This window comes from Agrococcus sp. ARC_14 (assembly GCF_022436485.1).
Classification (GTDB): domain Bacteria; phylum Actinomycetota; class Actinomycetes; order Actinomycetales; family Microbacteriaceae; genus Agrococcus.
Map to the genome: position 1 here is coordinate 1,372,189 of NZ_JAKUDO010000001.1, position 12,404 is coordinate 1,384,592.

Genomic DNA, 12,404 nt, shown 5'->3' on the forward strand with positions numbered 1-12,404 from the left:
CGGGCGCGAGTGTGGCGTCGGATGACTGCGGTGGCCGGTCGCGGCGCGGGCCGCCGTGCTCCGCCGCGACTAGGATTGCCGACGTGCAGCGCCCGATCGGAGTCTTCGACAGCGGTGTCGGCGGGCTCACCGTGGCGCGCGCGATCATCGACCAGCTGCCCGCCGAGTCGATCACCTACATCGGCGACACGGCCAACGGCCCCTACGGCCCGCGCGCGCAGGATGACGTGCGTCACCTCGCCCTCGACGTGCTCGACACGCTCGTCGCGCAGGGCGTGAAGATGCTCGTGATCGCGTGCAACACCGCATCGGCCGCCATGTTCGACATCGCGCGCGAGCGCTACGAGACCGGCATGGGCATCCCGATCGTCGAGGTCATCCACCCCGCCGTGCGCGCCGCGGTCGCGCAGAGCCGCTCGGGCCGCATCGGCGTGATCGGCACCGCCGGCACGATCGGCTCCGGTGCCTACCAGCGGGCCTTCGCCGAAGCAGGCGTGGCGCATGTCGCTGCCGCCGCGGCGCCGCGCTTCGTGGAGTTCGTCGAGGCCGGCGTCACCACCGGCGATGAGGTGCTCGAGGCCGCGCACGAATACCTCGAGCCGCTGCTGGCCGAGCATCCGGACACGCTCGTGCTCGGCTGCACGCACTACCCGCTGCTGGCCGGCGCGATCGGCTACGTCGCGGGCCCCGACGTGCGACTCGTCTCGAGCGCCGAGGAGACCGCGGGCGACGTCTACCGCATCCTCAGCGACCGCGACTTGCTGGCGCCGACGGATGCGCAGCCGAGCTACCAGTTCGAGGCGACGACCGCCGCGCAGGAGCCCTTCCTGCGACTCGCGCGCCGCTTCCTGGGGCCAGAGGTCACGCACGTGGAGTTCACGCAGACCGGGGTGATCCAGCTGCCCGGCCGCACGGACTGACCGATACCGGCTGGCCACGCACCCACCGACCCGCACGACTGATCCGCAGGACCGAGAGAACGGATGCCCATGGCACGCAAGGACGGCAGGCAGCTCGACGAGCTCCGCGACGTGACGATCGAGCGCGGCTGGAGCGACCAGGCGGAGGGCAGCGCCCTCGTCTCCTTCGGTCGCACGCGAGTGCTGTGCACCGCATCCGTCATGCCCACCGTGCCCCGCTGGATGGCGGGCAAGGGCAAGGGCTGGGTGACCGCGGAGTACGCGATGCTGCCGCGCTCGACGAACGAGCGGATGGATCGCGAGAGCGTGCGAGGCAAGGTCGGCGGCCGCACGCACGAGATCTCGCGGCTCGTCGGGCGCTCCCTGCGCGCCGGGGTCGACATGAAGGCGCTCGGCGAGCTCTCGATCAGCGTCGACTGCGACGTGCTGCAGGCCGACGGCGGCACCCGCACTGCAGCGATCACCGGCGCCTACGTGGCGCTCGCGGACGCCATCTCGTGGGCGCAGGCCGCCGGTCGCGTGCCCAAGAGCGCGAAGCCGCTGCTCGACTCGGTCGCTGCCGTCTCGGTCGGCATCGTCGACGGCACGCCCATGCTCGATCTCGCCTACACGGAGGATGTGCGCGCCGAGACCGACATGAACGTCGTCGCCACCGGGCGCGGGCTGCTCATCGAGGTGCAGGGCACGGCCGAGGGCGCACCCTTCGACCGCTCGGAGCTCGACCAGCTGCTCGACCTGGCACTTGCGGGCACCGCGCGGCTGACCGAGATCCAGCGTGAGGTGCTGGGAGCGAGCGCATGAGCCCGAGCGGCGCGATGGGGCTCGACCTCGTCGGCGGCGGGCTGCAGGTGGTCGTCGCAACGCACAACGCGCACAAGGTCGAGGAGCTCGCGCGCATCCTGACGCCGCTGCTGCCCGGCGTCGAGCTGCTGCCCTACGACGGGCCGGAGCCCGTGGAGGACGGCGACACGTTCGAGGCCAACGCGCTCATCAAGGCGCGCGCCGCTCACGCGCACACCGGGCTCCCGGCGCTCGCCGACGACTCCGGCATCGAGGTCGACGCGCTGGGTGGGGCTCCCGGCATCCACTCGGCGCGCTATGCCGGCACGCGCGACGATCGCGACAACCTCGAGCTGCTGCTGGCCGATCTGGGCGAGAGCACCGACCGCGGCGGGCGGTTCGTCTGCGCTGCCGCCTGGGTGGACGCCGACGGCGACTTCGCCGTGCGCGGGGAGTGGGAGGGCGAGATCGCGGATGCGCCCAGGGGCGACGCCGGGTTCGGGTACGACCCGATCTTCCTGCCGCACGACGGCGGCGGCCGCGCGGCCGCCGAGCTGGCGCCGGAGGAGAAGGATGCGCTGAGCCACCGCCGCATCGCGTTCACGGCGCTCGCGGAGCGGCTGCAGCACCCCTGATCCAGCGCGCCACCTGCTGACGGGCGCGCCACCTGCTGATCGAGCGCGCCACCTGCTGCAGCGGACCCCTGCAGCTGAACCGGACCCGGTGCACCGGGTCCGCCTCGGCAGAGGGGGTCCGCCTCGCGGCCCCACGCTGATCCGGCGCGGCGCGTGCTGCGTCTGCCGCGACTGCTGCGCACCCGAGCCGCGCCGCAACGCTGCGCGCCCGAGCCGCGTCGCCTGGGGACCCCTCCGCCGAGCGGGGACCCGCTGCAACAGGTCCCCGCTCGGCGAAGGGGTCCCCTGCGACCCGCGGTGGCGCGTGGAAGCGCGGGTGTGCCATGATTTCGGCGTGCCGAAATATGTGCGTGCGGGGAGGCGAATTGTCGCCGTGGCCGCGGCGTGCGCGCTCGCGGCGCTGACCGGCTGCACGCTCGACGCTGGCGATGGCGCGGGCGGCGCCGCGGCGACAGGGCAGGGCGGCGACGACCGGCCCCTCGTGCTCGCCACCTTCACCGTGATCGCCGATCTCGCTCGCGAGGTGGCTGGCCCCGCCGCGCGCGTCGAGTCGCTCACGCGCGTGGGCGTCGAGGTGCACGACTACGAGCCGACCCCCGGCGATCTCGTGCGCACCGAGGGCGCCGACCTCGTCGTCACGAATGGCATGGGCATCGATGACTGGCTGCTGACCCTCGTCGAGCGCGCAGACGCCCCGCACCTGGTGCTGAGCGACGCGGTCGAGCCGATCGCCATCGAGACCGGCCACTACGCGGGCAACCCCAACGCCCACGCCTGGGTGTCGCCCGCCGAGGGCGCGCGCTACGTCGAGCAGCTGCGGGTCGCCATCGGCGACCTCGCCCCCGAGCAGCGCGCCGCCATCGACGAGCGCGCTGCCGCCCTCACCGCCGAGCTCGAGCTGCAGGGCGACCGCCTCCGCGAGGGCGTCGCCGCGCTGCCGCCCGAGCATCGTGTGCTCGTCACCTGCGAGGGCGCCTTCAGCTATCTCGCTCGCGACGCAGGCCTCGCTGAGGCGAGCCTCTGGCCCGTGAACGCCGGTGGCCAGGGCACCCCGCGGGCGATCGCGAACGTGGCGGCCGTGGTCGCCGAGACCCGCGTGCCGACCGTGTTCTGCGAGTCCACGACGCATCCGGGCACCCAGCAGCAGATCGCGCGCACTGCCGGCGTGCGCTTCGACGGCAGCCTGCACGTCGACTCGCTCTCGGCTGCCGACGGCCCCGCACCGACCTACCTCGCGCTCATCGAGCACGACATCGACGCGATCCTGGAGGGCCTCAGCCGATGAGCACCGCACCCCACCGATATCCGCGGATGGGCGACCACAAAGAGCCGGACGCCGTCGAGGTCGCAGGCCTCGGCGTGCGCTACGGCGAGGTGCGCGCGCTCACCAACGTGACCGTCCGCATCCGGGCAGGGGAGATCACCGGTCTCGTGGGCGTGAACGGCTCTGGCAAGTCGTCGATGCTGGCCGCCGTGCTCGAGCGCGTGCCGCACGAGGGCACCGTGCGCATCCTCGGCCGCGCGCCGAAGGAGGCCCGCCGCGCAGGGCTCGTCGCCTCGGTGCCGCAGGCGGAGGCGGTCGACTGGGACTTCCCGGTGACCGTGCGGGACGTCGTCACGACCGGCCGCTACGGGCGCATGGGCGTGCTGCGGATCCCGAGGGCCGCCGACCGCGCCGCCGTCGACGAGGCGATCGCGCTGCTGGGCCTCGAGCAGCTCGCCGGCAGGCAGATCGGTGAGCTCTCCGGCGGCCAGCGCAAGCGCGCCTTCGTCGCCCGCGCGATCGCGCAGGACGCCGAGCTGATGCTGCTCGACGAGCCATTCGCGGGCGTCGACCGCACGAGCGAGGCGGCGATCACCGAGGTGCTGCGAGCGCTGCGCGAGCGCGGCCGCAGCGTCATCATCGTGCACCACGACCTCTCGGGCGTCGCGGAGCTCGTCGACCGGGTGCTGCTGCTGCAGCGCGGCCGGCTGCTGCACCACGGGCCGCCCGCCGAGGTGCTCACGCCCGAGCGCATCGCCGAGGCCTTCGGTGCCGGCAGGCCGCGCGAGCAGCAGGGCACGCCGGCGGACGACCGCGCCGGGGAGGAGCGCTGATGGACGCCACCGTGCTCGACTCCACCGTGCTCGACGCCATCGTCGCCCCGTTCACCTACGGCTTCATGCAGCGCGCGATGATCGTCACGCTCGTCGCCGCCGTCGCCTGCGCGCTGCTGTCGACCTGGCTCGTGCAGATGGGTTGGTCGCTCATGGGCGACGCCGTCTCGCACTCGGTGCTCCCGGGCGTCGCGCTCGCCTACATCCTCGGCCTTCCGTTCGCGATCGGCGCCGCGGTGTTCGGCATCGGCGCCGTCGCCCTCATCGGCGGCGTCCGGGCCGCCACCAGGATCAAGGCGGATGCGGCCATCGGCGTCGTCTTCACCACCTTGTTCGCGCTCGGCCTCGTGATCATCTCGGTCACCCCATCCGACACCGATCTGCAGCACATCCTCTTCGGCAACGTGCTGGGCGTCTCGGACGGGGACATCGCACAGGTGCTGATCGTCGGCGGCATCGTCTGCGTGACCCTGCTGGTGCTGCGACGCGACCTGACCCTGGTCGCCTTCGACGCCGGCCACGCCCACGCGATCGGCCTGCGCCCGCGCATCCTCCACGCCGTGCTGCTCGGCGCGCTCGCGCTCACCGTCGTCACCGCACTGCAGGCGGTCGGCATCATCCTCGTGGTCGCCATGCTCGTCATCCCGGGGGCGACCGCCTCCCTCATCGCCGTGCGCTGGGATGCACTGCTCGCCTGGTCGGTCGGCATCACCGTCGTCGCCTCGCTCGTCGGCCTCATGGCGGCGTTCTGGCTCGACATCTCGCCGGGCGGCGCTGTGGTGCTGACGCAGGGGCTCGGGTTCGGGCTAGCGTTGCTGTTCGGGCCCCGTCGGGGATTCGTGATGCGGTGGTCGAGAGCGAGGCGACATGCAGTCCACAGCGGCTGAGGACTACGTCAAGGCGATCTATCACCACACGGAGTGGCAGGCGGATCCCGTCACGCCATCGCAGCTCGCTGCCAGGCTGGGGCTGGCGAACTCGACCGTCACCGAGATGGTGAAGAAGCTCGCCGCCGCCGGCCTGGTGCATCACCGGCCCTACGGCGCGATCGCGCTCACGACGCAGGGCGCGGCGCTCGCCGTGCGCCAGGTGCGTCGACACCGGGTGGTCGAGACCTGGCTCGTCGAGCGCCACGGCTACGACTGGGACGAGGTGCACGACGAGGCCGAGATCCTCGAGCACGCGCTCAGCGACCGGCTGCTCGACTCGATCGCCCGCTCGCTCGGCGACCCCGTTCGCGATCCGCACGGCGACCCGATCCCCGCCGCCGACGGCGCGGTGGTGCGACCGGATGCGGTGCTGCTCGCCGATGCGGTCGTCGGTCACGAGGGTGCCGTGGTGCGCATCTCAGACAACGACCCCGCGATGCTGCGGTTCCTGGCGGATGCGGGCATCGCGCTCGACACGGCGCTCACGGTGCTGGGCCAGAAGCCCTACTCGGGGTCCATCCAGGTGCACACGGCCAACGGAACGGTCGACCTCGGGCCTGCGGTCGCGCAGGCCGTCTGGGTCACGGCCTGACCCCACCTGCTCCGCAGCGCGGCTGTCAGCGCTCGATGCCCGGCTCGCTCGTGCCCGAGAGGTCGAGCGTCTCCACCACGTTCGCGGACGTGCCGTCGCGGATCTCGCGCTCCACCTCGCGGCGCGACTGGATGGCGTGCCAGACGATGAAGCCGATCGCGATCACGACCACGCCGATGAGCACGAGGTCGATGTACTCGGTGACGATCGCTGCGACGCCGGGGATGTGCGCGACGCCCCACCCGAGCAGCGGCAGCCCGGCGCCCCACAGCAGGCCGCCGATGATGTCGAGGCGGAAGAACAGCGGCCAGGGCATCTTGCCGACGCCGGCGGCGACCGGCATGAAGGTGCGGACGATGCCGATGAAGCGGGCGATGATGACGGCGGCCGCGCCGTAGCGGACGAAGAAGCGGTTGGTGCGCTCGATGGTGCGGTGGGAGAACAGGCCGGAGGATCTTCGCTGGAAGATCGGCGGCCCGGCCTTGTGGCCGATGTAGTACCCCAGCTGGTCGCCGGCGATCGCGCACGCGGCGATGCAGAGCATCACGAGCCAGATCGGCTGCTGGATGGCGCCCGTGAACGAGAGCACGCCCGCGATCACCAGCAGCGTGTCGCCTGGGAGCAGGAAGCCGACCAGCAGCCCCGTCTCGACGAAGACGATCGCGCAGACCACCAGCAGCGCCCACGCGCCCGCGCCAGTGATCAAGCCCTCGATGTCGATGAGGAACTCGGATGGCAGCGGATGCACGCGCGTGCTCCTTCGCATAGTGCGTCGAGTGCGGGAGAGGGGACTTGAACCCCTACGCCACGAGGGCACAAGGACCTAAACCTTGCGTGTCTGCCAATTCCACCACTCCCGCGTGGGCCCCCAGACTACTGGGGCGCGCCCACCGCGACGCCCAGGTTCTGCCAGGGTTGCTCCATGCAGATGCGCGCGCTCGTGACCGGTGCCTCCGCGGGCCTTGGCGCCGAGTTCGCGCGGCAGCTCGCCGCGGATGGCTTCTCCCTCGTGCTCGTCGCGCGCGACGCCGATCGGCTGCGCGCGCTGGCCGACGAGCTGCCCGTCGAGACCGAGGTGCTGCCGGCTGATCTCACGAGCGACGCGGGGCTCGAGCTGGCCGCTGCGCGCCTCGGCGATGCCTCCCGGCCGGTCGACGTCTTGGTCAACAACGCCGGGTTCGCCGTGGCAGAGCCCTTCCACGCATCCGTCATCGAGGATGAGCGGCGCATGCACGAGCTGCTCTCCTGGGTGCCGCTGCGGCTCGCCCACGCGGCGCTGCCGGGCATGCGGGCGCGCGGCCGCGGCGGCATCCTCAATGTCGCGAGCCTCGCGGGCAGGCTGCCGAGCGGCTCGTACGCCGCCGCGAAGTCTCAGGTGATCACGCTCTCGCGCGCGCTCAACGCCCGCTACCACCGCGACGGCGTCACGGTGACGGCGCTGCTGCCGGGCTTCGTGCCCACCGAGTTCCACGACCGGATGGGCGTCTCGCCCGACGTCGTCCCGCGGGCGGGGTGGTCGGATGCGTCCACGGTCGTCCGCGACGGACTGCACGCGCTGCGCAGGCGGCGCGGCGTCGTCGTCAGCGACTGGCGCTACCGGCTGGCGGCGCCGCTCATCCCGCTCGTGCCCGACCGGGTCATCGCCGGCGTGGGACTCGGCGGTCGCATCGGTCGGTGACGCGGTGATCAGCGATGCCGATCGCAGCGGAGCGCCGGCGCGCGCCGCGCTGTGGCATCGTCGGTGACGAGCGAGGGAGCAGCACATGCAGGAGACGATCGCCGTGCTCGGCGCCGGCATCATGGGAGCCGGCATCGCCCGTGTGCTCGCGCGGGCGGGCCATGAGGTGCGGGTGTTCGATGTTCGGCCGGAGGCCGCGACCGCCGCGGCCGAGTCGGCCGGCGCATCCGCCCACGTGCAGCTCGAGAGCGCCGTGGCCGGAGCCACCATCGTGCTCGAGGCCGCGCCCGAGCGGCTCGAGCTCAAGCGCGACCTCATCGCGCAGGTCGAGGCCGCGAACGCCGGCGCGATCATCGCCTCGAACACCTCCTCGATCGCCCCGGATGCGCTGGCGGAGGGCATGCGGGATCCGGCGAGGCTCGTCATCGCGCACTTCTTCAACCCGGCGGACACCGTGCCGCTCGTGGAGGTCGTGCCGGGGCCCGCGACGCCGCAGGCGACCGTCGACCGGATGGTGGCGCTGCTGGAAGGGTGCGGCAAGACGGCCGTGCCGCTCGCGCAGCAGGTGGAGGGCTTCATCGCGAACCGGCTGCAGGCGGCGCTCTATCGCGAGGCGATGCACCTCGTGGAGCTCGGCGTCGCGACGCCCGAGCAGATCGACGAGGCCGTCACCGCCGGGCTCGGGCCGCGCTGGGCGCTCGCTGGCCCCTTCGAGATCATGGATCTCGGCGGGCTCGACGTGTGGACGAGCGTGACGGACGGTCTCTTCCCGACGCTCGGCGACGCCTCCGCCGCCCCTGCCATGCTGCGCGACCGTGCAGCGCGGGGCGAGCTGGGCGCGAAGAGCGGGCAGGGGTTCCTGCCGCGGGATGCAGACGCGGGCGCGGCGTTCGCGCGGCGGCTCGCGGCGCTGCTCGAGGCGCGGGACTCGATCAACTGAGCCTGCCGCGGTGGTCGGCAGGTGTCGGCCCGGAGGATCGCGGCCGCTCGCGTGATCCGGTTGCACCATCCAGCGGGCTGCCGTCAGCGCCGGACTTCCTCCGGCGGGTGTCTCGCATCTGGCGGCGTCTTCGTCGCCGTGGCACCGTGGACACCATGACCGAACCCATCCGCGCCATCTACTTCAACGGCACGCTCACGCCCTCGCCGGGCGAGAGCCACACCGACCTGCTGATCGAGGCGAGCGCCCACATCCTGCGCGAGCAGGGCGTCGAGGTGGAGGTGGTGCGCGCCGTCGACCACGCCATCGCCCCCGGCGTGCAGCCCGACATGACCGAGCACGGCGCGAGCGAGGACGCCTGGCCGGCGCTCTGGCAGCGCGTGCTGCGGGCCGACATCGTCGTGCTCGCGACGCCCATCTGGCTGGGCGACGCATCCAGCGTCACGCGGCGCGTGATCGAGCGGCTCTACAGCGAGTCGGGCGAGCTGAACGAGCAGGGCCAGTCGATCTTCTACGGCAAGGTCGGCGGATGCCTCGTCGGCGGCAACGAGGACGGCATGAAGCACGTCGCCCGCGAGGTGCTCTACGCGCTCCAGCACGTCGGCCTGACGATCCCGCCCCAGGCCGACGCCGGCTGGGTCGGCGAGGCGGGGCCCGGCCCGAGCTACGGCGATGAGCTCGACGACGGCACGCATGCCGGCGCCGACAACGACTTCACGCAGCGCAACATCACGATCATGGCCTGGAATCTGCTGCACCTGGCCCGTGCGCTGCGCGGCGGCATCCCCCCCGAGGGCAACGACCGCCGCGCCTGGGCCGACGGCGAGCGCTTCGGCTTCCAGAACCCCGAATACCGCTAGAGGAGACAGCATGACCGACATCACGCTCCACATCGACGACACCGGCGGCGAGGGCCGCCCGGTCGTGCTGCTCCACGGCTGGCCGCTCTCCGCGGAGGCGTGGAAGCCGCAGACGGAGGCCCTGGTGCAGGCCGGGCACCGCGTGGTCGCCTACGACCGGCGCGGCTTCGGGCGCAGCGACAAGCCCGACGACGGCTACGACTACGACACCCTCGCCGCCGACCTCGACCGGGTGCTCGCCGAGGTCGACCTGCGCGACGTGACGCTCGTGGGCTTCTCGATGGGTGGCGGCGAGGTGGTGCGCTACGTGTCGACCTACGGCGAGGAGCGGGTGCGTGCCGTCGTGCTCGCTGCGGCCGTGCCGCCGTTCCTGCTGCAGGGGCCGGACAACCCGGAGGGGCCGCTGCCCGAGTCGGCCTATCGCGAGATGCGCGCAGGCCTCGAGGCAGACCGCGAGGGCTTCCTCGACGAGTTCATCACCGGCTTCTTCTCCAACGCGGAGGAGGTCTGCGTCACGGAGGCGGAGCGGCAGGCGGCCCTCGCGCTCGCGCTGCAGTCGCACCAGCCTGCGGCGCTCGGCTGCATGGATGCCTGGGCGACGACCGACTTCCGCGACGACATCGGCACGATCACCGTGCCGACGCTCGTGCTCCACGGCGACGGCGACCAGACCGTGCCGTTCGACGGCTCCGGCCGCCGCACGCACGAGACGATCGAGCACAGCGAGCTGCAGGTGCTCGCCGACGCCCCGCACGGCTGCAACGTCAGCCATGCCTCGCAGTTCAACGACGCGCTGGTGGCGTTCCTGGCGCGCTGAGCCGCGCGGTCGGCCACCGCGGCTCGGCACTGGCGCGTGTGGGCCGGCGCGGGCACGATGGCCGCATGCGCATCATCGACTGGCTGCTGCAGGGCGACCCCGCGATCCGCTGGCAGGTCATGGCCGACCTGCTGGACGAGGATCCGGATGCGGTGGCGCGCGAGCGCGCTCGCGTCGCGTCCGAGGGATGGGGCGCTGCACTGCTGGCGGCACGCGGCGCCGACGGCCAGTGGGCTGGCGGCGCGCACTTCCCGAAGACCGAGCCGACGCTGCCGGGCCAGCCGTGGACATCCACCGCCCATGTGCTGACGGAGCTGCGGCTGCTGGGTGTCGACCCGGCGGATGCGGCGGTGCGCGCCGCCGTCGCCGACGTCAAGCGCGTCACGCGGTGGGAGTACGACGACGAGCCCTACTTCGAGGGCGAGGTCGAGCCGTGCATCAATGGTGCGCTCGTGACGAATGCCGTGTACTTCGGCGAGCTGGACTTCGCGGTCGTCGAGCGGCTGCTGGGGGAGCGCATGGCCGACGGCGGCTGGAACTGCGAGCAGGAGCAGGGCAGCGTGCGCTCGTCGTTCGACACCACGATCGCGGTGATCGAGGCGATGGCGGCGGTCGAGTCGGTCAGCGACGACTCGCGGGTGCGCGAGGCTCGCGCCAGCGGCGAGGCCTACCTGCTGGAGCGCGACCTGCTGCGGCGGAGGTCGACCGGCGAGATCCCGAAGACCACGTACACGCAGCTCGCCTTCCCGCCGCGGCACGAGTACGACGCGCTGCGGGCGCTCGAGCACTTCCGCGCCGTCGGCGCCGTGCCCGACGAGCGGATGCGCGAGGCGATCGACCTGCTGCACGCGAAGCGGCTGGACGACGGCTCGTGGCCGCTCGACGTCGTGCATGGCGGCGACGCCGTGAACGACTACGGACCGGTGGGGGAGCCGAACCGCTGGATCACGTTCAAGGCGCTGCGGGTGCTGCGCTGGTCGGGGCACCCGATCCGCGGATGAATCCCGGGTCGGGACCAAAATCAGATGCGGCAGTGTTGGTCTCAATGACGCCACAGCCGGTGACGTCAGCAAAGGAGTGCAACACCATGGCACACGACTACCGCAAGACGCCCGAGGCGCTGAGCCGCCTCACCGCGCATCAGTTCCGCGTCACGCAGGAGGACGGCACCGAGCCGGCCTTCCGCAACGAGTACTGGGACAACCACGAGGACGGCATCTACGTGGATGTGGTCGGCGGTCAGCCGCTGTTCTCCTCGACCGACCAGTTCGACAGCGGCACCGGTTGGCCCAGCTTCACCCGACCGATCGAGGCGGATGCGGTGCGCGCCGAGCGTGACGCCTCGCACGGCATGATCCGCACCGGGGTGCGCTCCACCGGCGCCGAGAGCCACCTCGGCCACCTGTTCGACGATGGCCCCGCCGACGCGGGAGGCCAGCGGTACTGCATGAACTCCGCCTCGCTGCGCTTCATCCCGGCCGCAGCGCTCGAGGCGGAGGGCTACGGTCAGTTCCGTCCGCTGTTCGAGACCACCGACGCCACCAGCACAGAGGAGCACACATCATGACCCACGGCATCGACGACACCGGAGCGATCACGCGTGACCCGGGCACCGAGACCGCCGTCCTGGCAGGAGGGTGCTTCTGGGGCCTGGATGATCTCATCCGCAGACAGCCCGGAGTGCTGGACACCCGCGCCGGCTACACCGGAGGCGACAACGACCACGCCACCTACCGCAACCACCCCGGTCACGCAGAGGCGGTCGAGATCGTCTTCGACCCCACCGAGACGACGTATCGCGACATCCTGGAGTTCTTCTTCCAGGTGCACGACCCGTCCACGATGAACCGGCAGGGCAACGACGTCGGCACGAGCTACCGGTCGGCCATCTTCCCGCTGACCTCCGAGCAGCAGGAGATCGCGCTCGACACGATCGCGGATGTCGATGCGTCGGGACTGTGGCCGGGCAAGGCTGTCACGACGATCGAGCCCGCGGGCCCGTTCTGGGAGGCCGAGCCCGAGCACCAGGACTACCTGGTCGATAACCCGAACGGCTACACGTGCCACTTCGTGCGCCCGGACTGGGTGCTGCCGAAGCGCTCGGCGGGCACTGTCTGATCCAGAGGCAATCCTGGGCGCGTCCACCGATGCAGCGG

At 72.2% G+C, this 12,404-nt stretch carries 15 protein-coding genes and 1 tRNA gene; 14 read left to right on the top strand and 2 right to left on the bottom strand.

Features of this window, described 5'->3' with window-relative positions:
- Positions 1-83: 83 nt before the first annotated feature.
- From murI to MKD51_RS06855, 7 genes are all read left to right on the top strand, one after another.
- Positions 84-920 (top strand): glutamate racemase, encoded by an 837-nt coding sequence (gene murI / locus MKD51_RS06825; protein ID WP_240239583.1) that lies wholly within the window; start codon positions 84-86, stop codon positions 918-920.
- Between the two features lie 63 nt (positions 921-983).
- On the top strand, positions 984-1,721 hold the full coding sequence (rph, locus tag MKD51_RS06830; protein ID WP_240239584.1) for a ribonuclease PH: 738 nt from the start codon (positions 984-986) through the stop codon (positions 1,719-1,721).
- Complete coding sequence (gene rdgB, locus MKD51_RS06835; RefSeq protein WP_240239585.1) at positions 1,718-2,335, top strand: RdgB/HAM1 family non-canonical purine NTP pyrophosphatase; 618 nt, start codon at positions 1,718-1,720, stop codon at positions 2,333-2,335. Before rph ends, rdgB begins: the two co-directional genes overlap by 4 nt.
- Positions 2,336-2,708: 373 nt before the next feature.
- Positions 2,709-3,620, top strand: coding sequence for a zinc ABC transporter substrate-binding protein (locus tag MKD51_RS06840; protein ID WP_240239586.1), 912 nt, complete (start codon positions 2,709-2,711; stop codon positions 3,618-3,620).
- Positions 3,617-4,432, top strand: a complete 816-nt coding sequence (locus tag MKD51_RS06845; protein ID WP_240239587.1) for a metal ABC transporter ATP-binding protein — start codon at positions 3,617-3,619, stop codon at positions 4,430-4,432. Before MKD51_RS06840 ends, MKD51_RS06845 begins: the two co-directional genes overlap by 4 nt.
- Entirely contained in the window at positions 4,432-5,319 is an 888-nt protein-coding gene (locus MKD51_RS06850; protein ID WP_240239588.1) for a metal ABC transporter permease, read from the top strand. The genes MKD51_RS06845 and MKD51_RS06850 overlap by 1 nt, the downstream gene beginning before the upstream one ends.
- On the top strand, positions 5,300-5,953 hold the full coding sequence (locus MKD51_RS06855) for a metal-dependent transcriptional regulator (RefSeq protein ID WP_240239589.1): 654 nt from the start codon (positions 5,300-5,302) through the stop codon (positions 5,951-5,953). The genes MKD51_RS06850 and MKD51_RS06855 overlap by 20 nt, the downstream gene beginning before the upstream one ends.
- A 25-nt stretch (positions 5,954-5,978) precedes the next feature.
- Here the strand turns inward: MKD51_RS06855 and MKD51_RS06860 are convergent, their stop codons facing one another.
- Together MKD51_RS06860 and MKD51_RS06865 are read right to left on the bottom strand one after the other, a co-directional pair.
- Positions 5,979-6,701, bottom strand: a complete 723-nt coding sequence (locus MKD51_RS06860) for a DedA family protein (RefSeq protein WP_240239590.1) — start codon at positions 6,699-6,701, stop codon at positions 5,979-5,981.
- Between the two features lie 29 nt (positions 6,702-6,730).
- Positions 6,731-6,813, bottom strand: a tRNA-Leu gene (locus tag MKD51_RS06865).
- 62 nt (positions 6,814-6,875) lie between these two features.
- Here MKD51_RS06865 and MKD51_RS06870 point away from each other — a divergent pair.
- The 7 genes from MKD51_RS06870 to msrA all read left to right on the top strand — a co-directional run bounded on the left by MKD51_RS06870 (position 6,876) and on the right by msrA (position 12,366).
- Positions 6,876-7,631 carry an SDR family NAD(P)-dependent oxidoreductase gene (locus tag MKD51_RS06870; protein ID WP_240239591.1) on the top strand — a complete coding sequence of 252 codons (756 nt, stop codon included), beginning with the start codon at positions 6,876-6,878 and terminating at the stop codon, positions 7,629-7,631.
- 85 nt (positions 7,632-7,716) lie between these two features.
- Positions 7,717-8,571, top strand: coding sequence for a 3-hydroxyacyl-CoA dehydrogenase family protein (locus MKD51_RS06875; protein WP_240239592.1), 855 nt, complete (start codon positions 7,717-7,719; stop codon positions 8,569-8,571).
- 155 nt (positions 8,572-8,726) lie between these two features.
- Positions 8,727-9,431: a flavodoxin family protein gene (locus MKD51_RS06880; protein WP_240239593.1), complete on the top strand. Its 705-nt coding sequence runs from the start codon at positions 8,727-8,729 to the stop codon at positions 9,429-9,431.
- Between the two features lie 10 nt (positions 9,432-9,441).
- Positions 9,442-10,248: an alpha/beta hydrolase gene (locus MKD51_RS06885; protein WP_240239594.1), complete on the top strand. Its 807-nt coding sequence runs from the start codon at positions 9,442-9,444 to the stop codon at positions 10,246-10,248.
- Positions 10,249-10,313: 65 nt separating this feature from the next.
- Positions 10,314-11,249 (top strand): hypothetical protein, encoded by a 936-nt coding sequence (locus MKD51_RS06890; RefSeq protein ID WP_240239595.1) that lies wholly within the window; start codon positions 10,314-10,316, stop codon positions 11,247-11,249.
- Positions 11,250-11,335: 86 nt separating this feature from the next.
- Positions 11,336-11,815 (top strand): peptide-methionine (R)-S-oxide reductase MsrB, encoded by a 480-nt coding sequence (msrB, locus tag MKD51_RS06895; protein ID WP_240239596.1) that lies wholly within the window; start codon positions 11,336-11,338, stop codon positions 11,813-11,815.
- The gene (msrA, locus tag MKD51_RS06900; RefSeq protein ID WP_240239597.1) at positions 11,812-12,366 is read left to right on the top strand and encodes a peptide-methionine (S)-S-oxide reductase MsrA; all 555 of its coding nucleotides are present in this window, start codon (positions 11,812-11,814) and stop codon (positions 12,364-12,366) included. The genes msrB and msrA overlap by 4 nt, the downstream gene beginning before the upstream one ends.
- Positions 12,367-12,404: the final 38 nt, after the last annotated feature.

Excerpts from the sequence above, each read along its gene's own strand:
- MKD51_RS06845 (WP_240239587.1), top strand. The coding sequence starts at position 3,617 with ATGAGCACCGCACCCCACCGATATCCGCGGATGGGCGACCACAAAGAG.
- MKD51_RS06880 (WP_240239593.1), top strand. The coding sequence starts at position 8,727 with ATGACCGAACCCATCCGCGCCATCTACTTCAACGGCACGCTCACGCCC.
- rdgB (WP_240239585.1), top strand. The coding sequence starts at position 1,718 with ATGAGCCCGAGCGGCGCGATGGGGCTCGACCTCGTCGGCGGCGGGCTG.
- MKD51_RS06850 (WP_240239588.1), top strand. The coding sequence starts at position 4,432 with ATGGACGCCACCGTGCTCGACTCCACCGTGCTCGACGCCATCGTCGCC.
- MKD51_RS06855 (WP_240239589.1), top strand. The coding sequence starts at position 5,300 with ATGCAGTCCACAGCGGCTGAGGACTACGTCAAGGCGATCTATCACCAC.
- msrA (WP_240239597.1), top strand. The coding sequence starts at position 11,812 with ATGACCCACGGCATCGACGACACCGGAGCGATCACGCGTGACCCGGGC.
- MKD51_RS06870 (WP_240239591.1), top strand. The coding sequence starts at position 6,876 with ATGCAGATGCGCGCGCTCGTGACCGGTGCCTCCGCGGGCCTTGGCGCC.
- rph (WP_240239584.1), top strand. The coding sequence starts at position 984 with ATGCCCATGGCACGCAAGGACGGCAGGCAGCTCGACGAGCTCCGCGAC.
- MKD51_RS06890 (WP_240239595.1), top strand. The coding sequence starts at position 10,314 with ATGCGCATCATCGACTGGCTGCTGCAGGGCGACCCCGCGATCCGCTGG.
- msrB (WP_240239596.1), top strand. The coding sequence starts at position 11,336 with ATGGCACACGACTACCGCAAGACGCCCGAGGCGCTGAGCCGCCTCACC.
- MKD51_RS06885 (WP_240239594.1), top strand. The coding sequence starts at position 9,442 with ATGACCGACATCACGCTCCACATCGACGACACCGGCGGCGAGGGCCGC.
- MKD51_RS06875 (WP_240239592.1), top strand. The coding sequence starts at position 7,717 with ATGCAGGAGACGATCGCCGTGCTCGGCGCCGGCATCATGGGAGCCGGC.